Annotated in this window: 19 protein-coding genes; 5 read left to right on the top strand and 14 right to left on the bottom strand. The window is 42.3% G+C overall.

What is annotated here, in order from left to right; all coding sequences use genetic code 11:
• Positions 1–735 precede the first annotated feature (735 nt).
• The 4 genes from ACED29_RS19975 to ACED29_RS19960 form a co-directional block, all read right to left on the bottom strand.
• Positions 736–2,022, bottom strand: a complete 1,287-nt coding sequence (locus ACED29_RS19975) for a peptidoglycan DD-metalloendopeptidase family protein (RefSeq protein ID WP_124016112.1) — start codon at positions 2,020–2,022, stop codon at positions 736–738.
• Positions 2,023–2,334: 312 nt separating this feature from the next.
• Positions 2,335–6,033: an AAA family ATPase gene (locus ACED29_RS19970; protein WP_371698549.1), complete on the bottom strand. Its 3,699-nt coding sequence runs from the start codon at positions 6,031–6,033 to the stop codon at positions 2,335–2,337.
• A complete protein-coding gene (gene sbcD, locus ACED29_RS19965) occupies positions 6,030–7,373 on the bottom strand; it encodes an exonuclease subunit SbcD (RefSeq protein ID WP_371698547.1) in 1,344 nt (447 codons plus the stop codon). The genes ACED29_RS19970 and sbcD overlap by 4 nt, the downstream gene beginning before the upstream one ends.
• Before the next feature lie 65 nt (positions 7,374–7,438).
• Positions 7,439–8,200, bottom strand: coding sequence for a TSUP family transporter (locus ACED29_RS19960; RefSeq protein WP_124016115.1), 762 nt, complete (start codon positions 8,198–8,200; stop codon positions 7,439–7,441).
• A 260-nt stretch (positions 8,201–8,460) separates the two neighbouring features.
• Between ACED29_RS19960 and ACED29_RS19955 the strand changes: the two genes are divergently transcribed.
• Positions 8,461–9,138, top strand: a complete 678-nt coding sequence (locus ACED29_RS19955; RefSeq protein WP_124016116.1) for an SDR family NAD(P)-dependent oxidoreductase — start codon at positions 8,461–8,463, stop codon at positions 9,136–9,138.
• A gap of 15 nt (positions 9,139–9,153) precedes the next feature.
• Here the strand turns inward: ACED29_RS19955 and ACED29_RS19950 are convergent, their stop codons facing one another.
• A complete protein-coding gene (locus tag ACED29_RS19950) occupies positions 9,154–9,351 on the bottom strand; it encodes a hypothetical protein (protein ID WP_124016117.1) in 198 nt (65 codons plus the stop codon).
• Positions 9,352–9,447: 96 nt separating this feature from the next.
• On the opposite strand from ACED29_RS19950, the gene ACED29_RS19945 reads away from it, so the two are divergent.
• Positions 9,448–9,654 (top strand): hypothetical protein, encoded by a 207-nt coding sequence (locus tag ACED29_RS19945; RefSeq protein WP_371698544.1) that lies wholly within the window; start codon positions 9,448–9,450, stop codon positions 9,652–9,654.
• Between the two features lie 99 nt (positions 9,655–9,753).
• Here ACED29_RS19945 and ACED29_RS19940 read toward each other — a convergent pair whose 3' ends face one another.
• The 8 genes from ACED29_RS19940 to ACED29_RS19905 all read right to left on the bottom strand — a co-directional run bounded on the left by ACED29_RS19940 (position 9,754) and on the right by ACED29_RS19905 (position 19,831).
• A complete protein-coding gene (locus ACED29_RS19940; RefSeq protein ID WP_182698474.1) occupies positions 9,754–10,140 on the bottom strand; it encodes a ribonuclease E inhibitor RraB in 387 nt (128 codons plus the stop codon).
• A gap of 10 nt (positions 10,141–10,150) precedes the next feature.
• Complete coding sequence (locus ACED29_RS19935; protein WP_124016120.1) at positions 10,151–10,384, bottom strand: RNA-binding S4 domain-containing protein; 234 nt, start codon at positions 10,382–10,384, stop codon at positions 10,151–10,153.
• Between the two features lie 50 nt (positions 10,385–10,434).
• Positions 10,435–11,241, bottom strand: coding sequence for an SDR family oxidoreductase (locus ACED29_RS19930; protein WP_371698543.1), 807 nt, complete (start codon positions 11,239–11,241; stop codon positions 10,435–10,437).
• Positions 11,242–11,268: 27 nt separating this feature from the next.
• The gene (locus ACED29_RS19925) at positions 11,269–12,468 is read right to left on the bottom strand and encodes an HD-GYP domain-containing protein (RefSeq protein WP_371698541.1); all 1,200 of its coding nucleotides are present in this window, start codon (positions 12,466–12,468) and stop codon (positions 11,269–11,271) included.
• Positions 12,469–12,621: 153 nt separating this feature from the next.
• Positions 12,622–13,143: a DUF2919 domain-containing protein gene (locus ACED29_RS19920; protein WP_124016123.1), complete on the bottom strand. Its 522-nt coding sequence runs from the start codon at positions 13,141–13,143 to the stop codon at positions 12,622–12,624.
• A 66-nt stretch (positions 13,144–13,209) separates the two neighbouring features.
• The gene (gene ligA, locus ACED29_RS19915) at positions 13,210–15,222 is read right to left on the bottom strand and encodes an NAD-dependent DNA ligase LigA (protein ID WP_182698477.1); all 2,013 of its coding nucleotides are present in this window, start codon (positions 15,220–15,222) and stop codon (positions 13,210–13,212) included.
• Positions 15,223–15,323: 101 nt separating this feature from the next.
• Positions 15,324–16,376, bottom strand: coding sequence for a cell division protein ZipA (zipA, locus tag ACED29_RS19910; protein WP_347689336.1), 1,053 nt, complete (start codon positions 16,374–16,376; stop codon positions 15,324–15,326).
• Positions 16,377–16,396: 20 nt separating this feature from the next.
• Positions 16,397–19,831 (bottom strand): chromosome segregation protein SMC, encoded by a 3,435-nt coding sequence (locus ACED29_RS19905; protein ID WP_371698539.1) that lies wholly within the window; start codon positions 19,829–19,831, stop codon positions 16,397–16,399.
• A gap of 160 nt (positions 19,832–19,991) precedes the next feature.
• On the opposite strand from ACED29_RS19905, the gene cysZ reads away from it, so the two are divergent.
• On the top strand, positions 19,992–20,765 hold the full coding sequence (gene cysZ, locus ACED29_RS19900; RefSeq protein WP_124016126.1) for a sulfate transporter CysZ: 774 nt from the start codon (positions 19,992–19,994) through the stop codon (positions 20,763–20,765).
• A gap of 326 nt (positions 20,766–21,091) precedes the next feature.
• Complete coding sequence (locus ACED29_RS19895) at positions 21,092–23,425, top strand: DUF5916 domain-containing protein (RefSeq protein ID WP_371698551.1); 2,334 nt, start codon at positions 21,092–21,094, stop codon at positions 23,423–23,425.
• A gap of 247 nt (positions 23,426–23,672) precedes the next feature.
• On the opposite strand, the gene ACED29_RS19890 is transcribed toward ACED29_RS19895, so the two are convergent.
• Entirely contained in the window at positions 23,673–24,794 is a 1,122-nt protein-coding gene (locus ACED29_RS19890) for a beta-ketoacyl-ACP synthase III (protein WP_124016127.1), read from the bottom strand.
• 399 nt (positions 24,795–25,193) lie between these two features.
• Here ACED29_RS19890 and cysK point away from each other — a divergent pair, with 399 nt between their 5' ends.
• Positions 25,194–26,159 carry a cysteine synthase A gene (gene cysK, locus ACED29_RS19885; RefSeq protein WP_124016128.1) on the top strand — a complete coding sequence of 322 codons (966 nt, stop codon included), beginning with the start codon at positions 25,194–25,196 and terminating at the stop codon, positions 26,157–26,159.
• Positions 26,160–26,276: the final 117 nt, after the last annotated feature.

The raw sequence follows: 26,276 nt of genomic DNA, 5'->3' as shown, positions 1-26,276 counted from the left end.
AGGGGAAGGGATGGCCTATCGGAAGCGTTAGCATTTTCACTCCTTATTACAAGATAGGCCGAAGCAGGTTTCAAATGAAATTAAAAGCTTGTTCAATCCCCATGGCGACCTTTTCGCAGCTGTTGTTTTGTAAATAGCGAAAATGTTGTGGGGTGGCTGGTCTAATTCTTTTAAAAAGAGTATGAGGGAATAGCCGTTGATTTCCTCTTGGTATGGTGTGGGCGAAGCGCCACGACGTTAGTGGCCGCAGGTCATAGCCTAACCAACTTAAGGGCAAAACCAAGTTAGCTGTTAACTTAACATTCGTACCAAATGAAGCTAAATCGAAGAGATAGCATGAACCAGTGAAGATGCAACTGAGGGTATCGAAAACAGGGACGTTTTCGTTAAGCGGCCATGGATGGCGTAAAGCGTCCCGAAGCAGTAGCTGCACATAAGCCCACTGCAGGTGATTGACTGTAATGAAGGTACAAGCTTCAAACCCATTTAACCAATACCCACTCAGCTAAACACGACTCAACCAAACATAAAAAATGCCAGTTTAGCGGCAATACAGTAATGGCTATTTGCTAATGGCCATGAAATACATGCCCATGCATAATGACATCAGCGTAACTAAATACGATGTATGATTAAACTTAAGAAATAAAACAAAAATGCAGCCATCAGGCTGCATTTTCATTTGATACTAACGCTAAGCAATTGTGACAAATAGCTTGGATTAATCGAGGTTAATTAGCCTAAATCCATCATCATGCTTCGGCTTTTAACCAAAGCTTGAAAGGCTTGCAATTGCTTTTTAGGTAATACTTTGGCTTCTGCGATATTGGCTTTCATCGCGTCAACAGGGCGACCATTTACAATAAATTCATAATGTAAGTGAGGGCCTGTTGAAGCACCGGTATTACCCGATAGGGCAATCACTTGACCACGAGTCACTCGTTGTCCTTTTTTAACCAAAAACTTCGACAAATGTAAGTAGCGAGTGCTGACTTTATTATCGTGTTGAATCACAACATAGTTACCCGCAAAAGGATGCTTAGTCACCAAGGTCACCACACCATCACCGGGAGCCACTACAGGAGTGCCAATTGGAGTCGCAAAGTCGGTACCATTATGAGGACGCACGCGGCCTGTAATAGGATGTTTGCGATTAGGGTTAAAGCGAGAACTCAAACGGTATTGTCTATTAAGCGGTACACGTTGAAAAGCTGGGGTTAAACTTTGGCCTTGGATGTCGTAATAGTTGCCATCAGTGTTTTGAAATGCGGTTATGTCGCGACGACTGGTATTAATCCTAATACCTTCAATCGTTGTCATCCCAGTTAGTTCACCTTCAACGAACTGATCATTTACCAAAACCGAAAAGGTGTCACCTGCATGTAACTCGCGTGAAAAGTTTAATTTCGACTTTAGTAATGACTCGACTTTTTGAATTTCAGCAGCACTTAAACCGGCTTTTTTAGCTGACACATAAAAAGAACCATTAATTTCGCCGCCGACGATACGATTTTGCCAAATACCATCAATATTAATGTCATTTACAGCGTAAGTTCCGTCTTCAAAACGAGTGAAAACCACTTGATGAGCAGGATTAAAATATAACTCTAACTTATCAAGTTCGCCGTTCGCGTTATCCCAGAACTGGATACGGTTACCGGGTAACAAAGTATCTAACGCTAACACTTCTAAATCAGCCTCAAGGACTTTGTACATGGTTCGTTGGTCGATACCAGCTAACTCAAATAACTGACTTAAAGTATCACCACTTTGGATCACGCGGTCTAAAATTGGCGATGTCGGCTTAACAATTTTCAAGGTACTGTCTTGCTGAGCGATATGTGGCAATAGTGAATCGATATCAATAGCCACGGGAATTCGTTGAGATGAAAACTCTTGTTGTGTTGGCCATAATAAGGCGGCACCGACAACAAACACGCTTGCTAGCAAGAATTTCTTGTGCAAGTTTGGTAAGTTCAATTGACTTACCGATGGCCGTTGGAAGGCCATTATTTTACTCATTAGCAATGTTTAATCCACCCTAAAAGATGACGTTTTATATTTATTGTTTTTTCTTTTACTGCAAACTGTTATTGCGATACTGAGAATAAAATGAGCTAACACGTTACGTTTAGGTCATTTTTGTCATCAATATGGCCTAATATTTGATACTTCGCAGTCCGGTAAAAACAGCTTAAAACGCGGGCTTCTGTACTCAAATTGCATTTCAACGCTCTTTTATATCAAAAAAAAATCATATTACAAATATAAAATGTTATTTAATTAATATTAATTTTGAACTCAATGGCAGTCATTACGGGAGTTTGAGGTAGATCAACTGCCGTTAATCGCAAATTCATGCTGTAATTTACTTATACCAAGACCATTCATTTTATTCACTTTTATCTGCACGTCGATCCGCTCTTTCATCGCTTCGATATGGCTAATCACGCCTATCATTTTGCCCGATGCATTTAAATTATCTAATGCATCGAGTGCGGTATCTAGAGTTTGGCTGTCTAAGGTACCAAAGCCTTCATCTAAAAACAGTGAGTCAATGCTCGTTTTATGACTTACCAAGTCAGATAGCGCTAACGCAAGCGCTAGGCTAACCAAAAAGCTTTCACCGCCGGACAAGGTTCGGGTATCGCGAACTGCATCACCTTGCCAGGTATCGAGCACTTGTAACTCTAATGCATCCGACTCTTTGCGCTCTAATAAGTAACGGCCCTGGAGACGTTCAAGCTGTCGATTAGCTAACGCTACTAAATGATCTAAAGTAAGCCCTTGAGCAAATTTGCGGAACTTATCGCCTTTTTGTGAGCCGATGAGAGCATGCAAGTAGGCAAGATCGTCATAAACTTGCAGTGATTGTGCCTGCTGTTTTAACAGTTGCTGCTGCCCTTCTCGCCTATTGGCATCAAGTTCGAGCTCGTGCGTTAAGCGCCACAAAGTTTGGGTTAATTGTTGATGCTCTGAATCGAGCGTCTGATGCTGCTGTAATATTTCACCTTGTTGGGCTAAATCATAACTATGTTGTTGCCCAAGCTGCATCAACTCAGTTTGGCGCGCAACGGCCTGCTCAACCAAGGTTTTGGCTTTAACAATTTCATTGTCTAATTGCTGTTTAAGTTGTTGCAATCGATAACGTTCATCCGCGCTAAGTAACGCTTGCTCAAAAGCCTGTTGATCATCAAATGGACTAGCTTGTAAGGCACTCATCCATTGGCGATGTAATTGCTGCCATTCTTGATTAACTTGTGTTGTCTGAGTTTGGGTAGCACTTTGCTGCGCACTTAAGCTAGCAAGATGTTTATCCGCTGCTTGTAATTGCTGCTGTACTGTCGCTAATTGTTGCTGAGCTTGCTCTAATGCTGTTTGGCTTAGCTGTTTTTCATCCTCAATCACTTTATCTGCAAAAATAAGCTTACGTTGTGCCTGTAGGTTGCTGAGCTGCTGTTGTGCAGTATCGAATTGCTCTGTCACTGCACTTAACCTTGCACTCAAATCCTCCGCTTGCAGATTATTGGCCATGAGCTTTTCAGCCGTAATACTCAATTGCTGCTGATTATCATTTGCCTGCTGCTGCGCTTGAGTCCAAAGCTCGAGTTGCTGTTGTAACTGGTTTAGCCAATCCACGGCATCGGCTATTGTCGGCGCCGTTAACCCTGTGGCGATAATCTGTTTTTCAAGCCCGCTGAGTAATGACGTTTGCTGCGCAGTCACCGTCTCCACTTGCTGCTGATGACTGAGTAAACCTTGCTGCAAGTTATCAAGCTGTTGTTGTAACAGCGCTTGCTGATTAATCAACTCAGCAAGCGCTTGTTGAGCTTGCACCACATACTGCTGATGCTTATGTAAGGTTTTTTGACATTGGCTAAGCTGAGAGATTGTGAGCGCTAATTGCTGTTGCTTGGTTTCAGTTTGGTCGATGTAATCGCTTAAAGCGGACTGCTGCTGCAAATCCAATTCAAGAGATATTGATAAAGCCTCTGTTTGCTGCTGCCACTGATGAACTATGGTTTGGATGTCTGCTTGAGTTTGAGTTAACTGTTGTTGCGTATTGTCATAATTAATTTGCAGCGCCGTTTGTTGATGTTTAAGTTGCTCACCTTGTTGTTTAATCGCGTCAAGCTCAGCCTGCAACTGTTGTGCTCTTTGTTCTGTCGCTGACACATTGAGTGTTTGGTAGCGCTCAACTAAGGGATGCTCGGTTGAACCGCATAAAGCACAAGGCTCACCGGCTTTAAGTTTGGCACGCTCTATGGTTAAACTGGCAATTTGCTGTTCTTGGTGCAATAACATTTGCACATCTTTAACTTGCTGATTTTTATCACTCCACTGGCTTCTTACCCCAGAAAGAGACTGTACCAGAGCTTGCAACTCAGTCTCAAATTGCACCGAATCAGCAGTTAACTGCTGGCATTGCTGTTGCTGGCGGATAAATTGGCTCAACAACTGGGTTAATTGATAACGTCCCGCTTGCTGCTCAATCAGTTGCTGATAATCAGCATTAATTTGTGCTTCATCTTGGCCGGCCAGTAATGCTGCTAATGCTTTTTGGCTGTCTTCTTGCTGTGATCTTGCTTGAACAAGCTCAGTTTGAGCTTGTTGTATTTGTGGCGTGAACGCCCCTAGCTTCACCTGATTGTGCTTAATCGCATCTTGTTGCTGCGTACATAGGCTATTAATCTGGCTCAGCTGCTCGCTAAGTTGCACAACTTGTGTGTACTGGTTTTGCCAAGCGGCAAACTTTTTAGCCACTTCCTGGCCTTGTGGCAAACTCTCGAGCTGGTGCTGAATGTGTTGCTTTGCGGCGGTCAGTGTCTGTTGCTGCACTAATAAATCTTGTTGTTGCTCGCGCGTCTTTTGTTGCTGCTCATGGGTTTGTTGATGAGTTAATTTAATGTGGTTTAATTGATAATTGTGTTGATGGATCTGCTGATCCAACGGCAACACTTGCTCATCAATTAATGCCAGTAAAACGTTATGTGCCTGATTAACATTTTCAAGCTGTAGTAGGCTTTGAGTCTGCTTATGTTTATGCTCTTGCAGTAGCGTTTCAGCTTGCTCGGTTTGTTGACTTAATTCACTCAACTGCGCCGTTAATAGTTGCGCTTTTTCGTGCGCTTTCTGCTGTTGTTCAAATAATGGCAAAATCTGCTGCGCAGGTTCACTGCGCTGTAATTGCATTAACGCGTCACTGTGTTGTTGCTGATGCGTTAGCGCCTGTTGCTGCTCAGCCTCAAGCTTAGCTAATGACTGCTGGGCTTGCTCAGAACTATTGGCCCAGGTAATAAACTGACTTAATTGAGTCAGCTGTAATTGTTGCTGCTGCAAGGTTTGGCTATATTGTTCAATCTGGTCTTTGTGTTGCTGTATTTGCTGTTGATCAAACAACTCGACACTGCCAAGTTTTGCCTCAAGCAATTTCAAATTGGTTTTGGCTTCGCTAAAATGCTGGTGAACTCGTTCTGAGATCAGTCCATAAATTTCGGTGCCGGTGAGCTCTTCTAACAATTCAGCACGATCATTAGCATCGGCATTCAAAAAAGCCGCAAACTGCCCTTGAGACAACATCATTGATTTGGTAAAACGAGCAAAGTCGAGCCCAGTAATTTGTTCAATTAATTCTGTTTTACGCTTTATTTGGCTGGCAAGAATTTTACCGTCACTTAGCTGTGCTAGCTCCACTTGTGCATCTTGCAGATTACCATCGGCTTTATCACGCGAGCGCCTTTGACTCCAAAAAGCACGATAAGCAACGCCTTTAACTTCAAACTCAACTTCAGCTAAACATTCAGCGGTGCCGCGAGTCATTAACTCATTAGTGGTTTTAGAGATATTATTTAACCGTGGCGTGCGATGGTAAAGCGCTAGGCAAATAGCATCCAGTATGGTGGTTTTACCCGAACCTGTGGGCCCAGTAATGGCAAATAAACCGTTTTCAGCAAAAGGTGATTGGGTAAAGTCGATTTTCCACTCATTTTTAAGCGAGTTAATATTTTTAAAACGAAGGCTTAAAATTTTCATGACTGTTCACCGTCTGTCGCACTTTGTGTAACAACCTCAGTGTTAACCTGATGAGACATAGTCTCTTGCAACACATGACTTGCAGCGGTTTCTTGAGTATGTCGCTCAGACTCAACCTCAGCAACCACTTGGCTAAAGCGCTGCTTAATGCGGCCTAACTGCGCCTGCTGCAACTCACTGTCAAATGTTTCTTGGGCTAACCGTCGAGCAAAGACCTCATCAACACTTAACTCAGATAAGGTTTCATTATCTAACTGTTTAATATGTTGTTGACGTTGGCTACGGGCACGTTTTAATTGCAATACCTCAACTGCTTGACCTTGAGTCATGTCGGCGATACGCGATTGCAGATCTGAGAGGTAATCTTGCTGCGAGACTTCAATGCTTAGCCAAGTCATGGTTGTGGCATCGGCTTGCAAAGCAAATGCACTTATCTGTTGTTCAATACTGTCTAAGTCGCCTTTGAGCACCTGCATCGGCTGAAAAATAGGTACAAGCAACGGCGTAACCTGGCTGAGTGCGGCATGGCTAAACTCAACCAGAAATACCGATTTATTTGGCGTATTGTCACTTGATAGCTCATCAAAACTGAGTGCAATAGGTGAGCCGCTATAACGAATATGGGCAGATTTCGCCACCACTTGTGGCCGATGAATGTGGCCTAAGGCAATGTAATCTGCTGCCGGAAAAAGTGCCGCGTTAAAAGCATCTAAACTGCCAATATAAATATCACGTACGGATTCAGAAGTACTTGCACCAACAGTGGTTAAATGGCCGGTCGCAATAATAGGCACTGGTGTTGCCAGCCTTGTATTAACAAGCTTTGCTTGCTCAAAACAACTTTGATAGAGCTCACTAATGGCATCACCTAATTTGCGTTGTTTATCGATTGAAGATTCACCAGATTCACTTAACACCACATCTCGTGGGCGTAAAAAAGGTAACGCACATAAAATAGCTCCTACTTCACCCATGCGATTATTGAGAGTAAATACATGCTCTTCAACACGTTCAAGAGCCCCTGGGATAACTACGGTATTAAGGCAGGCTAACAGGTTTTTAGATTCATTTAAGGTTGATACTGAATCGTGATTACCACCCAGTAAAATTAGCTGACAACCTGTTTGTTGAATTTGAACAATGAATTGATTATATAAGGCGCGGGCATAGCTTGGCGGCGTGCCAGTATCGAAAATATCGCCCGCAACAATAACGGCATCAACTTGATGAAGGTCGATTTGCTCAAGTAACCATGCCATAAAAGCTTGATGCTCGGCTGCGCGGCTTTTGCCATAAAAATATTGGCCGAGGTGCCAATCTGATGTGTGAATAATGCGCATAACAACCCTTTTAATCAAAAACGCTTAATAATGGCGTGAGTAAACCCGAATTGCCGCTATTACGATCACATATATTGCGACCACAATAATTTACCGCTCATTCCCAATGACATGATCACCACCAAAGGTTTAATAATTTTAACTCCTTTAGTGACCACAAGGCGTGAGCCTAATGTGGCACCAATGGCCTGGCCTACCAGCATAATTAATCCTAATATCACCGCCACTTGACCACCAATTAAGAAGAAAATGAGCGAAGCAATGTTCGTGGCAAAATTGAGCAGTTTTGCATGCGCAGTGGCTTTAGCTAAACCAAAACCGGCTAATGAGACAAATGCCAAGGCAAAAAAGCTCCCAGTACCTGGGCCAAAAAAACCATCATAGAAGCCAACGCCTAATGCAGCAGTAAATGCAAATACACTTGGCGTGAGAATTTGTTGGCGGTCTTGCTCACTGATTTTTTTAGACAATAAAAAATAACAACCAATGGCTAAAATCAAAAAAGGTAACACTACCTCTAACAGTTTCGCGTCGATCATTTGTACTAATATGGTGCCAATTGAGGCACCGATAAAAGCGCAAATCAACGACAGTTTTATACTGCGTAAATCGACCAAGCCTTTACGGACAAAATATAGACTTGCAAAAAAACTCCCACCACAGGCTTGTAACTTATTGGTGCCTAAAGCCGCTGCTGGCGGCAGCCCAGCCCACATCAATGCCGGAATGGTGAGTAACCCTCCCCCACCAGCTATTGCGTCAATAAAACCTGCAATTAAAGCAACAGCAAACAAAATAACGCCGAGTTGGAGCGTGAGTTCAAACATGAAAGTTCTCTATAATGGCAACAAATGTGAAGTCAGTAAGACAATAATAAGGCGTTATTAGACAATCTTTAACGTCAAAATACAAAGCGTTCCGAGTTATTTATTCGATTTAACTTAACTAATCGCTACTCGCATAAATAAATGATTATCAAACAACTCAATGTTTGCATTGATTATCGTTTTAGGACACTGGCACTTTGCGCTTCAGTTGTGCATTGATATAGTAGCCGACCTAATGAACACTAGCTGAAGGCTTTATTATGATTGTTATTACCGGCGCGAGCAGCGGCTTAGGTGCCGCATTGACCCATCTTTACGCTGCAGAAAAACACAGTCTGTTGATCACTGGTCGCAGTGAGCAAAAATTGGCTAATGTCATGGCAGACTTAACCCCACTTGAACAAGCTAATGTAACCGCTCACGCAGCAGACTTATGTGTGGCACAGGATGTTAGTGATTTATTTTCGCGTTTATCGACGCCGCCTAGTCGGGTAATTCATTGTGCAGGTAGTGGTTACTTTGGCCCAATTGAACAACAATCTCCACATGCGATTAATCAACTAATTAACAATAACCTCACCTCAAGCATTCTACTATTACGAGAGCTAGTAAGTCGTTATCGTCATCACAAGGTGACGGTTGTTGTAGTCATGTCGACGGCAGCGCAGGCTGGCAAAGCAAATGAGTCAACCTATTGTGCTGTGAAGTGGGCGGTAAAAGGGTTGCTTGAATCCTTGCGACTAGAATTAAAAGACAGTCCCATGAAATTAGTTGCCGTTTATCCCGGAGGCATGGCAACCGACTTTTGGCAAACCAGTGGCAAAGACATCGATACCTCAAGCTTTATGACTGCAGCAGAAGCAGCCACAATGCTTAAGCAAGCTTTAATCGCTACTGAGCATGGTTATGTGTCGGACATTACCCTTAATCGTAGTTAACAAGCCGTTTGTTGATTAAAGAGTTGGCTTTGTTGACCAATACCAGCAATATATCCAACCTGCTGGAGCAAAAACAATGTTTAACACTAAGGCATAAAATCCGACAAGCGGTAAATTAGTGGTTTTACCTTTGGCAAACTTTAAGGTGAAAAACACCACAACCAAGGTTAGAACGAAAATAATTTGGCCAATCAATGTGGCATTTAAATTCATGATTTTACCCTTTAATCATCAAGCCCGTTATGCTGAAATAGCAATATCGTTAACTGATGATACATTTAATATTAGATTATTGATAAGGCCACCACAATGTGTAAAAAAGTCGTCGTAATACTGGTGTCGATCAACCTGCTTCTTGGCTTGTCAGCTTGCGCTGAATTAAAACACACTGACAAAGAAATCGGTCACACCACAAAAAAAGTGACCACAGCAATCGGTCACGGTACGCGCGATGCCGTAAAGGCCATTGGTCACGAAACTAAAGAAGTCATTAATGACATAAAAGAAGATGACTAAATTCCGTCGTATAAACTAAGAAAAAGCCGTTAATGCGGGGCATTAACGGCTTTTTTTGAATTGGACAATTCAATTTTTAATCATGACTAAATGGCGATATTAGTGTTTACAATGCTCACCGTGTACATGGTCATCATCAGCAAATTCATCATCGCCACCTTGATTTTGCATTACGCCCCAACCATCAGAAATACCGTCAAATTCTTGCGCAAAGCTATTTAACTCGGTCTCTTTACCAACCAGTGCCGCGTATTCTGGCACCATTTGCAAGCAAACAATCACTTCCCACTTAGTGTTTTCTTCATCAAAATTTAGCTCAAGCTCGCCTTGCATATCGGTTTGGCTTAATGCCTCTAACGCTGACTCTGCATCACGTTGATCATCAAACACTAAGAAGAAATCGACTTCTATTGACTTAGTAAGATCAATACCGGCATCCGCCATTGCTGCCAACATTTGGCCATTATCATCTTCTGGGAATTGCATTTATCAATCCTTACTCTGCTGGAACAATTTCAATTGTTGTACCATTGAACGATACCATATCGCCAACAACACACTTTTTACGTTTACGCGTATCAACTTCACCATTAACGGTAACCTGACCTTCGGTAATGACATGCTTTGCTTCACCACCACCGTTAACTAAACCAAGTACTTTGAGTACTTTGTACAGTTCTACGAATTCATCACCTTGAAGTAATGCAAACGCTTGAGTTTGAGTCGTCACAATAATCGCCTTTTTATCAAAATATATCGGCTATTATAGCCTATGCCAGTTTAGCAAGCATCAAGCATTTTAAATGGACTACTAAAGGCATATTCAAAGCCTAACTGATGGCAGATTAATTGACCGTCGATAATTTTACTGGGTTGTTCCTGTTGATTAAACTGCGGCGCAATTAATCCCAGATGCTTGGTCGCAGCAACATAAAATTCACCGCGAGTAGGATGCTCATTTGCAGTAAGATTATAAATAGCTGAGGTATCTTTACGTGACAAAATCAAGCTAACGGCAGCAATACAGTCATCTAAATGCACTAAATTTACCGCAACATTGGCACCACTCACATCGGTTTTACCCGCAAAAAAACGTCCAGGATGACGTTTAGGTCCAACTAAGCCTGAAAATCGCACAATACAGCTGTTTTGCATTGCAGAAAATATCGCTTCTGCTTGTAATAAAATATCACTGCTATCATTAAATACCGCCGCATCTTGTTCGGTGACGGTTTGATCTAGCGACGGATAAACCCCTGTCGTACTAATAAAAATCACTTTTTGGTATTGGCGTTCACCGATAAAGTTTTTCAATTGAGTTAAATAAGCAAGATAGTCAGTATCACCGCGCCTTAGTCCAGGCGGTATATTAATCACGATAGCATCGGCATCGAATAAAGATGAGTGTTTTGCATCAGCAATAATATGGGCCAAATCGAGTTGATAAGCCTCGATACCCGCTTGCTGTAACTGAGCTAAATCATCAGGATCACGCTTTGAAGCTTTTACTTTGAAACCTTGTTTAACTAACTGTGTGGCTAGTGGGAAACCAAACCAACCACATCCGATAATGGTAATTGTATTCATGTGTTCTCAGTGTAACTAGGTGATGTATTAGTGATTAAAGTGGTTAAAATAAAAGCTGATTGGGCTGTTGGCTTGTAATGTTTTAATCGCGCCTTCTGATAAATCTTCTAGCTTAATGACTTCTTTTATTTGCACATCTTCATCAATTAAAAATCGAAAGCTTGGCTCTGAACCGCTGTCATGGCAGGACCATACATGAGGTTGTTTGACATCGGTAGTCGTCATCATCACCTTGGCAATATTATCGTCGGTTAAGCGCACTATTGTGCCTGGTGGATAAATACCTAATATTTTAACTAACACCGAAATCAAATTGTTACTGTGCTTACTGCTTTGAGTTTTAAATAATATGGCCAATGCAATTTGTGGGCTCTGATGTTGATGTAAAAGGATTTCATAACTATTGGCCAAAGACACTATTTGGGTTGTCTGTAAAATTTTTGCTTCGGTTAAATGATTAGGAAATCCACTGCCATCAATAAACTCGTGATGATGCAGCACAATATCCAGCATGGCTTCAGGAAACAATCCGGTTCGATTAAGAATGTCATAACCAAAGTTTGGATGCATTTTCAAAAAGTTACTTTCGTGATCGGTTAATTCCCCCCGCTTGCGCCTAATGGTTTCAGGCACTTTGAGTTTACCGATATCATGAAACAAACTGCCTAATGCAATGTCACGCACCTCACTTTTAGTCAGTGATAAAGTATGAGCAATCAGCATAGAAATAACCGCCACTGAAATACCGTGCTGTGTGACGCTGATATCGGTTTCACCGCTGCCCACTAAGGTTAAATGAGGGGTTTCGCTTTCATACAAATGATCAACTAAATCTTCAACTAAAGTGGCCGCTTCCCGATAAGCGCCTTCAGGATCGCTAACGATTTTGCCAAACACGGTTCGACTATCATTAACTGATTTAAGAAAATGTTGTTGGCTAACGCGCATACTCTTTTTTGCTAATGGCCGATAATCGATTTCTTCAGCAACCACTTCTTCAGGTAATTCGATGTCTTCAGGCTCTGCAATTTGCGGCAATAAATCATGACCTTCAATCACATAAACGTATGACAAATCGAGACCTCTTATCATCTCAATTTGGATTTGTTTTTCAAGCTTAACTTTACTGCGGAAAAAAGGATGGCTAGTCCAAGATAAAGGCAGCTTAACGGTTAACCCGAGCACCATTTGCGAAACAGGTATTTTTAGTAATTCTGCTTTAGCCAAAATATCGATCCTTTTCACATTCGCCGAATGATGGCGGTAATGAAAGTGCCATTGTTACACTGACATTTTCACAAATAGACTTATGTGTATCAAGGTGTTACATCTTTACCTTTGGTGATGATCAAATATAGTGCATTTATGCCTAGGCGTACATTATTTCGTATCTTGTTTACTCTCATCTATTGATGACGTTGCAACTTGCGCCTCGGTCTCATCTTCAGTCCAATCGGCAAAGTAGTAGTATAATCGTTTTGACTTTAATACATAAATCACTGACCAAAAAAGAAAAAGTGCGTCAATTGAATAGCCAATTTTAAACAAAAAGTCATCGTGCATCATCCGCTGGAATAAAAATATGCCATCAAGGATAAGCAATGCCCATAAAAACCAACCACTGTTCTTAAACAGTGGAATGAGTATCGGCCAACTGCGTTTTCGTTCGGCAATAATAAGTCCATAAAGCAACACGGCGCCAACGCCAGCAATTAATGCTAAGACAAAGTCGCTTTTTTCAGGATAAAACAACCGAACTAAACCCGCGCGGTCATTAAACTGAGTGAGTGAGGCGATAAAAATACACCAACCGCGGGCTAAAAAAACTAAGATTAAATACAAAAACAACGGTGGTTTAATATGACCGCGATCATCAAGCCAAGTAATATTACTAAAATTCACAATAGCCTCTTATCGGCTGTCACAAGTATAAATAAAACATCTTTAATAATATCAATATCAGTTCGGTTAGTTTGATCCATTGAGTAAATCCAGCAAACCTTGCTCGTCGATGACCTTAACCCCCAACTCCTGTGCTTTAGCAAGCTTAGAGCCAGCAGCTTCACCAGCAACAACACAATCGGTATTCTTAGACACACTGCCGGCCACTTTTGCACCTAAGGCCTGTAATTGGGCTTTAGCATCATTACGATTAAGTTGAGTCAATGTGCCAGTTAATACCCATGTTTGACCTTTTAGGCTTAATTGTGACTCATCGGCTTGTTCTATAACCGGCCAAGTAATACCCGCAGCAAGCAATTGTTGTATTACTTCGATATTGTGTGGCTGAGCAAAAAATTGACGAATGTGCTTTGCAACAATGTCACCAACATCTGCCACCTCAAGTAACTGTTCCACACTGGCACTGCGGATTAGTTCAAAATCAGCGAAGTGTTGTGCCAAATTAGCTGCGGTTGCTTCACCGACTTCTCGAATACCTAGGCTATATAAAAAACGCGCCAAGGTAGTGGTTTTAGCATCTTTAATTGCCGCCACGATATTGGTCGCCGACTTCATTGCCATGCGATCTAACATGGTCACCGCAGAAGCCGTTAGGGTAAATAAATCGGCAGGGGTTTTAACTAATTCTTTATCAATAAGTTGCTCGACAATTTTATCGCCCATACCATCAATATTTAACGCTTTACGCGAGGCAAAATGCTTGATCGCTTCTTTACGTTGCGCTTCACAAAATAAACCACCACTGCAACGCGCAACGGCTTCGCCCTCTAAACGCTCAACAATACTTTGGCAAACAGGACAATGCAGTGGAAACACAATATCTCGGGCATCATCAGGGCGCTGCTCTGGGACTATAGCAACAATTTGTGGGATAACGTCGCCAGCGCGGCGAATGATCACAGTGTCGCCAATCTTAACCCCAAGGCGAGCGATTTCATCTGCATTATGCAAGGTAGCATTTGATACCGTCACGCCACCAACAAATATTGGTTTTAGACGGGCTACCGGGGTCACGGCGCCAGTTCTGCCGACCTGAAAGTCGACCGACTCCAGCAAGGTCATTTCTTCTTGAGCAGGAAATTTATAGGCTATGGCCCATCGAGGGGCTTTAGCGACAAACCCAAGAGTTTGCTGCTTAGCAATGTCGTTAACCTTGATGACTACGCCATCGATTTCATATTCAAGTGCAGTGCGTCTGGCCATAATGTCAGCATAATAGGCGTACACTTGCTCCAATGACTCAGTCACTTTCACTTCATTGCTAACCGGTATCCCCCATTGTTTTAGCTGTGTTAACTGACCAAAATGAGTGGTTTGCATCGGTTGTGATTCACCTTCAACCACACCGAGTGCATAAGCATAAAACCCTAGTGCGCGTGCAGCGGTAATTTTACTGTCTAACTGGCGTAAACTCCCTGCAGCCGCATTACGCGGATTCACAAACACTTTGTCACCTTTGCTGATTTGACGTTGGTTTAATGCCTCAAACGCTGCTTTAGGCATAAACACTTCGCCACGCACCTCAACAAGATCGGGAAATCCTTCACCACGTAATTTAAGAGGAATGGAACGGATAGTGCGCACATTTTCAGTAATGTCTTCACCGACACTGCCGTCACCCCGTGTTGCTGCTCGCTCAAACAGACCCAAACGATAAGTAATACTCACCGCGAGACCATCGAGTTTGGGTTCGCAGACATAATCAACGCTATCGACTTTATCAGTGATACGCTTGTTAAAGGCAGCAAAGTCGGCTTGTTCAAAAGCATTATCAAGGCTTAGCATTGGTTTAAGGTGGGTAATTTGAGCAAACTTTTGCAGGGCCATACCACCGACTCGCTGTGTCGGTGAGTCAACTGACTTAAATTGCGGATACTCTTGCTCTAGCTCAGTTAAGCGCTTAATTAATCTATCGTATTCAGCATCGGGAATTGACGGAGCATCATCAACGTAATAACGAATATTATGCTGATTAATAGTATGAGTGAGTTGATCCATTTCAGTTTGAATAGCGTGCATTGTGGTATCCGTAATACGAGTTGTAACCGTGATTTTCTTATAAAAATGAACAGGTATAAAACAATTAAGGCCGCTGCTGCGGCCTTAATAAAAACATCAACCTACGCCGCATTGAGTCGTCGTAAATACTCTTTTTTGGTCCCATCGGTCCAAGGTTGACGTTGTCCATCTAGTAATTGTGCATTGAGATCGTCGGCAATTTGATAAGCCGAGTTCAACATAATGGTAAAGTTCATCATTGGATCGCCGTATCCAGGTAAGGTCATAAATAACACCACACCTTGAGTCACAAACTGCTCCATTTCATCTGGATCAAACACGCCTGGCTTTAACATGTTGGCAAGTGAAAACAATACTTTACCTGTACCAGCATTATCGATGTGACGATGAAAAATGTCCATGTCACCAAATTTAAAATTAAGCGATAACAAACTTGGTAATAATTCAGCGCCCTGAATTTGTTCACCTTCTTTTGCCACGATATGCAGTACTAATACATCGGTCGGCTCTAGCGGTTCATCAGCCGGGGCATCAGCTGGCTGAGTTGAATTAGCGTTATTGTCTAACTTAACCTCAGGGTTAATCTCAGCGGCAGGTGTTGGCTCTGCCATTTGCGTTGCTTTATGGGGTTCGGCTTTGGCTGCCAGAGGCTTACCGGTATAGCTTTCTAACTTGGCTGTACTGGTTGAAGGATTAAATATCTTTTTAGGCGTATTCATTGATACGCTTGGCGTCACAGCAGCTTGAAGATCATCTTCAACAAACAATGTCTGTTGTGTTGGTTGCGCAGTTTTAGCTTCAGCATGGCTAGGCTCAGATGGCTTAATCGCGGGCTGACGGAGCGAGTCTTGCAAGGGTGTGTTGGAAAGCTTTGCATCACTTGAATGAGGCTTTTGGCTTAAATTAGTTTTTAATATCGGCTTAATGACCGTCTCTTCAACCTCGCCAGGTTTACGTACGCGCACCGGGCCAATACCATCGGCGTCAAAACCGTCAGAGTCGATACGTTTAGCTTGTTCTTTATAAAACCCAGCCATAGGACTTTGTTTCATTGACTTAGGTTGTTGCTTACGAATCGACCAAAAACCGTGCACTAACACCGCAATGATTGCGATTGCGCCTAATACGAATAACACCAGTTGTAGATCTTTCATAGATTCCCTGTCTTCCTAATTTATACCGCGTCAGCCATGGCGACTGCGGCTTCAATGTCCACTGCGACTATTCTTGAAACGCCAGGTTCATGCATAGTAACGCCAATAAGTTGATCAGCCATTTCCATTGTTATTTTATTATGACTGATATAAATAAATTGCACACTTTGTGACATTTCTTTCAGTAACCGACAAAAACGTTCGACGTTGGCGTCATCCAAAGGTGCATCAACTTCATCTAGCATACAAAAGGGTGCTGGATTCAGTCTAAAAATGGCAAAGACCAATGATAAAGCGGTTAACGCTTTTTCTCCACCACTAAGTAAATGTATGGTGCTATTCTTCTTACCTGGCGGCTGCGCCATGATGGTAACCCCCGTTTCCAGAAGGTCATCACCCGTTAAGGCCAAGTACGCTTTTCCGCCACCAAAGACTTTAGGAAATAGCAGACCTAAATCATGATTTACCGTTTCAAATGTTGCTTTAAAACGACTGCGGGTTTCTTTATCTATCTTACGGATAGCGTCTTCTAATATCGCTAACCCTTTATTTAAGTCGTCATCCTGACTGTCTAAATACGCTTTTCTCTCTCGTTGCGATTCAAATTCTTCAATGGCTGCAAGGTTGATAGCACCAAGACGTAAAATGTTCTGTTTCACTTTTTCAAGCTGTTGCGACCAAGCGTCAATAGATGCCTGCTCTGGCATGTCGGCAATCACTTGTTGCAGCTGGATTTGCTGTTCTTGGAGTAATTGCAGCTGACCATTGGCCTGCCCTTTTAAACCTTCACGACGTAACTTTAACGCGCTTATCTTTTGAGTCAAGTCCTGTAGCACTACAAGCTGTTGTTTTTGCATCAATACTAAACTGTCTAAGCTGGTTTGCAGCTCTGCTTGTTGAGAACGATTATGCTGTAATTGCTGCTGCAGAGCTTGCTGCTGCTCGAGTACTTGAGCTAACTGAGTTGAAAGTTGGCTAAAATCATGTTGACCGCGTTGCTGCTGATTGTCGAGTAACATTTGTTGTAACTGAGTCAATTGGTTGATTAATTCAGTCTTTTTTTCATGCTTTTGCTTTAATTTTTGCTCGCTCAATGCTTGTTCAGTGACATGCTGTTGCACTTGTGCTTGCTGGTGCCTAACACGATTGGCAGCATCAGAGCGAATAGCTTTGGTTTCTCGAAGCTTAGCTTGACTCGTTTGCCAAGCTTGTTGGGCCAGCTCGTGTTGATTCATTGCCTGTAACAATGCTTCTTCTTGAATAAGGATCTGCTCTTCAAACGCATCAACTTGTATGTGTTTATCATCTATTTGCTGAGTAAGTTGGTCAATAGTCTGACTATATTGTTGTTGCTTTTGACGTTTATCAGCGACTTGCTGAGTTAAACTCGTGACCAAAGAGTGCAGTTTTGTCTGCTCTATTTGTAACTGATGACAGGCTTGTTGGCATTGATTCAGTTCTAGCTGAGTGGTTGCGGCCCGTTGAGTTAATGATGTCAGTGAGTGTTGAGACGATACCTGCTGTTGCTCAAGTTCTGCTAACTGCTGACTTAAACTTAAGCGCTCTTGGCTGAGCACAATAGCTGATTGCCCCGACTGAGTATGATTAAGCACAAAACCATGGCCAATCAAAAAACCTTCTTGGGTGGCAATATATTGTTCGGGGGCTAATGCCGGCAATAACACTTTGGCTTCAGCAATACTCGTCGCCCACACCACGTGTTGTAACCAAGGCGCTAAATTCACCGGCGTGGTCAAAGCAGGATACGCCACGGTTTCTTGCTGCTCAAACCCCACTATTGGGCTGGTTTCATCCACCAAGGACGTTATGTCCTCAGCTAAAATAGGTAACTGACTTAACCCTTGTAAGACTTTATCGACCGCTTTTTCCCAGCCGGGCACCACCTCAATCACTTGCCATAATTGTTGACCCTCATCTTGAGTGTGCTCAGCCAGTAGCTCGTCGATAAACTGCAAGCGCGAATGATGATGAGTCACCGATTGCTTGAGTTTTTGATAGGTTTCGCTTACTTCAGTCACAGCTTGCTGCTGTTCAACTAAGGTCAATTTAAGTTGACTGTGTTGCAGCTGTTTATCAGTAAGTTGTTGATCAACTTTGGCTAATTCGGTCTCACTGAGTTGCAATTCTTGATGGTTATTCTGTTGTGCCAAAGCAGCGAATTCGCTTTGAGATTGAGATAAACGCTGCTCGTCTTGCCGAACACTTTGCTGTTGATGACTGAGGGTTGATTGACTCAGTGCCAACTGCATTTTATTGCTCGCCAAGGTTTCGGCATACTGGGTTAGCTGGCGTTGCTGATCATCACAAGCTTCTTCAATAGCAAACACCTGCTCATCGATCTGCTCAAGCGCCTGGTTTGCCTGATCATAAGCGGGTTGATGAGTATTCACTTGTTCAATTAACTGCTGGTGAACGTCAGTCATCCTAACGATATGTTCCTCAGCTTGCTCAACTTGCTGTTGTAACGACTGAATTTGTTGTTGCAGCTGGTTATCTTGTTGCTGTTGATGCGCAAGCTGTTGCTCAAGCTTGGTGGTGGTATTGCCAGCTTGGTAATACTGTTCAACCAGTTTATGTTCGGCATCACTGAGTTCAGCCAATTGCTGTTTCAGCTGAATAACACTGGTATCGCCCTGCTGGGCATTCTTGGCTAACGCTTCAGCTCTCAGTTCACCTGCAGCCGTTTCGGTGTCGAGCTTGTCGGTTTGCTGTAATAGTTGTTGATAGCGCATAACGAGGAGCTGGCTATGTAACTGGCGTTCGCTGTGTTTTAATTCGCGATAGCGCAACGCCGCTTTAGCTTGTTGCGATAATTTATCTAACTGAGCGCCGAGCTCAACCCGAATATCATTTAAACGTTCAAGGTTTTCACGGGTATGACGAATCCGATTTTCAGTTTCACGGCGGCGTTCTTTATAACGCGAAATACCGGCGGCTTCTTCAATAAATACTCTCAACTCTTGAGGTTTAGATTCAATTAAACGTGAAATCGTCCCCTGTTCGATAATTGCGTAGCTTCGTGGCCCAAGACCGGTCCCCATAAATAAGTCGGTAATGTCTTTGCGACGACACTTTTGACCATTTAAAAAGTAACTTGATTCACTATCGCGGTTGACTTGGCGCTTAACCGATATTTCTTGATAACTAGCGTACTGACCAGTAAGTCGTCCTTGGGTATTTTCAAATACAAGCTCTACCCCAGCCACCGAAATAGGCTTGCGCGAAGATGAACCGTTAAAAATAACATCGGTCATCGAATCGCCACGTAAATGCTTGGCACTACTTTCCCCCAGTACCCAGCGTACAGCATCAATCACATTGGATTTGCCGCAGCCGTTAGGGCCAATAATGGCCGATAAGGCATTATCAAATGGGATTTTTGTTGGGTCTACAAACGACTTAAATCCAGCAAGTTTTATTTGTTTTAATCTCATGTTGCCAGTTCAGGTACGCATTAAAAGGAAAAAGCAGTTCACTTTAGCAATTGAGCCGCATTTTGTAACGATTTTTATCCTATTGATCCTGTTTATCACTTGTTTTATTGTCTCTGGCTGGTCAAAATCAATGTTATGAGTCATAAAAAAGGCGCGTTAAATGGTAAACAACACTCAGACCGTTAAAAAGAGCGGTGTAAATTATTTTATGCAAGGCTTTCAATTAATTAAACAGCCGGGGTTACGCTCGTTTGTGTTTATCCCGTTAATGATAAATCTACTGCTGTTTGCTGGGGCAATGTATTTTGCCTTGGGCCAATTGACTGAGCTATTCGATTGGATGAATGGCCAACTGCCTGACTACTTAAGTTGGTTACATTTTTTCTTATGGCCATTAGCCTTGTTAACCATGTTAGTGGTCATGTCATTTATATTCAGCTCAGTGATGAACTGGCTGGCAGCTCCCTTTAATGGCTTATTGGCCGAAAAGGTTGAACAACACTTAACAGGTAAAAATTTAAATACCGGCACATCTGTCGATATGGTGAAAGATTTGCCCCGTGTGTTAGGCCGAGAATGGATCAAACTGAAATACTATTTACCCAGAGCATTATTATTTTTAGTGTTGTTTTGGGTGCCGGTCATTGGTCAAACAGCTGCACCTATTTTATGGTTTTTATTTACCGCTTGGATGATGGCGATTCAATATTGTGACTATCCTTTTGACAACCACAAAGTCAGTTTTGATGATATGAAGTTTGCCCTTAAGAACACTAAAGGTTCAAGCTACAGTTTCGGGGCATCGGTGACCTTATTTTCGATGATCCCTATTGTTAACTTTATCGTTATGCCTGTAGCCATTTGCGGCGCAACCGCGATGTGGGTAGATAAATATCGTCAAGCCTACAAAAACAATATTATCGCTCCTGATTAATCGGCTGTTATTGGCCTCGATGAATAAATACTAATCTAACAGTCTAATGGCATACCTCTAAAAATGATTTATGAGTAAGGCGCCATTGGAGAATAGATCGACTTGATACTCCCACAGCCCGATGCTTAGCAGCGGGCTTTTTATTATAGCCACCATCAAAACTTAACACTTGGTAACAATTTATCGGTAATTTTAACACGGGCCAAACCTCCGCTTTAATAGGTTTTTTGAGATAATGGCGCAAATAACAAAAATATCAAAGAGCACTTGTGACCAACTTGTTAACCTCAGCCAAGAGCCCGCGTCCAATCAACCGTTTACGCCAAATGAATAACCTTGCTTGCGGGTTAATGTTGAGCAGTTTTCTATCCTTCGCTGCACTTGCAGGTTCCAGCCAACAATTTCACCTCGACATTCCGACCATCAATGAAGATATAGTACTTGATGGCGACTTTAATGAAGCAGCATGGCAACAAGCCACTGAAGTGATGCTTAATTACGAAACTTCTCCTGGAGAAAACACTGCCGCGCCAGTCAGTACTAAGGTCAAGGTATATGCTTCAAACACCAGCCTATATTTTGCATTTACTGCCCAAGACCCTAATCCCGATAATATTCGAGTCAACTTACGTGACCGCGATAAATCCTGGGGCGATGACATGGTGGGGATTAAACTGGATACCTTCAACAATGCTCGTTTAGCGTATCAATTTTTTATTAATCCTTATGGCGTCCAAAGTGATTCCATTGAAAATGAACTCACAGGCCAAGAAAGTGATGCCTGGGACGGTATTTGGTATAGCGAAGGCAAACTCACCGCGAACGGCTTTCAAGTTGAAGTGCAGCTGCCATTAAGATTATTTAATTTTGATGGTACTAACCCTATCCAAACCTGGGGCATTGAGCTGATCCGCTTTTACCCTCGCAATGAAACCCATCGTTTATCCACCCACAAAATTGACCGCAATGTGTCATGTCAGTTATGCCAATTAGGCACGGCATCAGGCCTAGCAGGTGCAACTCAAGGTAAAGATTTACAGCTCACACCATCGATTGTTGCTAACCAAAGTCAACAAAGAGATGTCACTCAACCCCAACCTTGGAATGATGAAAATAACGTTGATATTGGAGTTGATTTACGTTGGGGAATCACCCCGACTACATTGTTAAATGCCACCCTCAACCCTGACTTTTCTCAAGTAGAAGCCGATGCTGGCCAGCTTGATGTTAACAACACCTTTGCGCTGTTTTTTCCAGAAAAACGAGCCTTTTTTCTCGATAATAAAGATTACTTTGATACTCAACTGGATTTATTGCACACCCGTAATATTAGTTCGCCAGATTATGGCTTAAAACTCACGAGCAAAACCGACGACCATACATTTGCAATACTGGCAGCCAATGATGTCCAAAGTCAGTTTTTAGTGCCCGGTAATTTAAGCTCAGACATTGCCGTTATTGACGAGCCAAGCCATAACTTAGCAGCCCGATATCGTTTCGATCCTAGTAAGCAATTTTCAGTCGGTGGTTTAGTGACGTTGAAGCAGGCGAATGAATACCATAACTATGTCGCTAGCGCCGACATCAAGTATCAACCGACAAAGCAAGATACATTAACGGCTCAATATGCCCACTCACAAACCGTTTATCCTGATGCGCTATTTAATCAATTTTGTGGCGGCGATAATTGTAACCAAAGCCAACTTGATTGTGACCGAGGAGATTGTTCGATAAATGAGCGCGTGCTTCGTACTCGTAAAAACGGTGAATTTAGTGATGCTATGTACAGCATCACTTACAAGCATGAACGCCGTAATTGGTATGCCAACACACAATATCAATCTATTGGCCGCGATTTTAGGGCCGATTTGGGATTCATTGATAAAGTCGATGTGAGCAAGTTTGTTGCTGGCGGCGGCTATATTTGGTACCCAGAAAATAACTTCTTCAGCAAAATAACATTTGGTGGCGACTGGGATATTAGCCATAGCCAAGATAATGAGCGTTTGGAACAAGAAACAGAAATGCTTGTTGAATTCGAAGGTGGTCTACAAAGCTATATCGCCTCAGGTATCGTACAACGTGAACGAGTGGGTCGGCGTCATAATCCAAGCATCATCAACATTGATGGCAATACCACCATGTTTGAAGAAACCTTAGGCTGGTTTTACACTAACTTCACACCCATTGGTTCACTCAAACTCGAGCTGGATGTAAACTATGGCGATGATATTGATTTTGCCAACGATCGTCCGGCAACAATTACCATGTTCAATCCAGGTGTGGAATGGAAACTAACCGAATCTCTTGTGCTGGATATCTCGCATCGTTACCAGGTATTAGACGTTGACGATGGACGTTTATTTACAGCCAATCTCAGTGACGTTCGCCTAAATTGGCAGCTGACGCTAAACAGTTTTATCCGCCTTAGCAGTGTGTACACGCGTATTGAGCGCGATCCTGATTTATACCGCTACCAACGCCCTGATTCACTTTATCAAGATATGGGTAATGAATTACTGTATGGCTATAAACTCAACCCCCAAAGCGTATTCTATCTCGGTTACTCAGATGCCTTTATTGCTAATGATGACATTGATTCATTAACCCAAGACGAAAAGACCTACTTTATGAAAGTCAGCTACGCTTGGTTACTGTAAGCATTAATCACAAAACCGTGACGGGTAAGCTAATGCGATAGATTTCTGCCATGACGAAATACTCCCAGCACCAAGCAAGTTGCTGTAGACGCAATAAGGCCGTTGATACTGAGTATCAACGGCCTTATTCATTACAGATCTTATCGGCTCAAACGGCTCACTTAGCCATAGAACAAGAGCTACTTTTATTATATTGAATCAATCGGCGCTAGCAAGGTAGGCATCTTAATGACGGCCTATCAGCCAATTAGCACTTTTCGAGTACAATACTACCAATAGAATAACCCGCACCAAATGAGCACAATAAACCCAAGTCACCGGTTTTGAAATCTTGATTAAATTTATGGAAAGCAATAACCGATCCCGCAGAAGCGGTATTGGCATACTCATCGAGTACTATTGGTGCTTTATCTGCTTCAACATTGTCACCAAGAAGCTTTTTCACCACAAACAAATTCATATTAATGTTGGCTTGATGCAACCATAAACGCTTAAATTCTTCAGGCTTTATTTGCTCATCAGTAAATTGGGCATCTAAATGCTGGTAAATCATCGGTAATAATTCTTTAAATACTTTACGACCTTGTTGATGAAACAATTTATCAGCCGTAGTAGCATTTTCAGGATCGCAACGATTTACAAAGCCAAAATTACTGCGAATATTACTAGAGTAATCAGTTAAACAACGCATAGACAATACGCTAAAGGCACGTTTTGAGGTCGATAACTCTTCGCGCTCAACCACAACTGCGGTAGCAACGTCACCGAAAATAAAATGACTGTCACGATCACGAAAATTGATTTGTGGTGAGGTTAATTCAGGATTGATGACCAATACTCTGTTTGCCGTACCACCACGAATCGCATTAACCGCATTCACAATCGCAAAAGTCGCTGATGAACAAGCCACAAGCATGTCATAAGCAAATCCTTTAGTGCCCATAGCTTGCTGGATCTCAATCGCAATCGCCGGGTAAGCCCGCTGTGTATAAGCACAAGCAACAATCACTAAATCAATGTCTTCAGCCGTTAGGTTTGCTTGCTCTAGGGCTTGTTTGGCTGCGTTAATCCCCATTTCAGCTTGCATAGATAATAATTCAGAAGACTTATCAGCAATTAATGGCATCATGATATCGGTATCGAGAATCCCCTCTTTCACCATCACATAACGGCTTTTTATCCCAGAGGCCTTTTCGATAAACTCACTTGAAGAGTACGCCATTGCAACCGTGGCTCCGGCTTCGATATCTGCTGCATTTTGCTGATTAAATAGGTCTACATAGCTGTTGTAACTGTTAACCAGTTCGTCGTTAGAGACACTGTAAGGTGGTGTGTATAAACCACTGCCTGAAATCACAACTTTATTCATTTTGCTCTACCATTTTTAGTGAATGAGTTAGCGAAAGTTCATCTGCGCCAGAGAGATCGACATCAATTCATCGATCTAATTTATTGAAAGGTTTACTCTCCCTTATCAATAAACCATGCTCGTCAATTGGGTAGCACGACATAGAAACATTTTGCTGATTAACGCCATTCTAGTATTTTATGATTTATTCTTGGCATACTAAATTAAATTTATCTGATGGTCAGACCATTGAATGATGATAATTCGCCCCAAAAGCCTAATATAGCAGCATATAGAGGTTTTTTAGAATAAAGGTTTACACCTTAATAACTAAAAGGAATAAAGAAGAACAAATTATCACTTCTAAATCCTGCTAAGCAGATTATGATTAGACAATGCAACCATAGGAGCAAATAATCCATGAGCAAAATTTTCGAAGATAATTCATATACTTTAGGTAACACACCGCTAGTTCGTTTAAACCGCGTCAGCAATGGCAATGTGTTAGCAAAAGTAGAATCACGTAATCCTAGTTTCAGTATCAAATGCCGTATTGGCGCGAACATGATTTGGGATGCTGAAAAAAAAGGTCTACTCACTAAAGATATCGAGTTAATTGAACCTACATCTGGTAACACAGGTATTGCACTTGCTTATGTTGCTGCAGCGCGTGGTTACAAATTAACCTTAACGATGCCAAACACGATGAGCTTAGAACGTCGTAAGCTGCTTAAGGCATTAGGTGCTAACTTAGTGCTAACAGAAGGCGCTAAAGGTATGAAAGGTGCTATTGAGAAGGCTGAAGAAATTCGCCAATCAGCACCCGAAAAATATCTAATACTTGGCCAATTTGATAATCCTGCTAACCCAGCAATTCATGAACAAACCACAGGTCCAGAGATCTGGAATGATACTGATGGTGAAGTTGATGTATTTGTCGCAGGTGTAGGTACTGGCGGAACATTGACCGGTGTCAGTCGTTTCTTAAAAGCACAAGGTAAAACCATTACCTCTGTCGCTGTTGAGCCTGTTGACTCACCTGTTATTGCTCAAGCTTTAGCTGGACAGCCCATACAGCCCGGTCCACACAAAATTCAAGGTATCGGTGCTGGATTTATTCCTGGTAACTTAGATTTATCTCTTATTGATCGCGTAGAAGCCGTTACAAATGACGAGTCAATTGAAATGGCCCGTCGTTTAATGAAAGAAGAAGGTATCCTTGTAGGTATTTCTTCTGGTGCTGCTGTTGTTGCTGCTAACCGTATTGCAGCATTACCAGAATTTGCCGATAAAATGATTGTGGTTATTCTTCCATCTGCCGCAGAGCGATATTTATCAACAGCATTATTTGCTGGTGAATTTAGTGACAGTGAAAACGTGCAGTAATACCGGTTAGCTTAATTTAATCGTTAAGCGCTAAATTAACCCAAAAATGCCAGCAAATTGCTTAATGCCGTTCACTTAAGGTGAGCGGCATTTTTTCTTTTTGCTACAGGATACTTA

Origin of the sequence: Shewanella sp. 5S214 (genome assembly GCF_041439795.1) — a bacterium.
Lineage (GTDB): Bacteria > Pseudomonadota > Gammaproteobacteria > Enterobacterales > Shewanellaceae > Shewanella > Shewanella vesiculosa.
The sequence above is the reverse complement of the archived record's forward strand: the minus strand, read 5'-3'. Positions and strand labels throughout refer to the sequence as shown.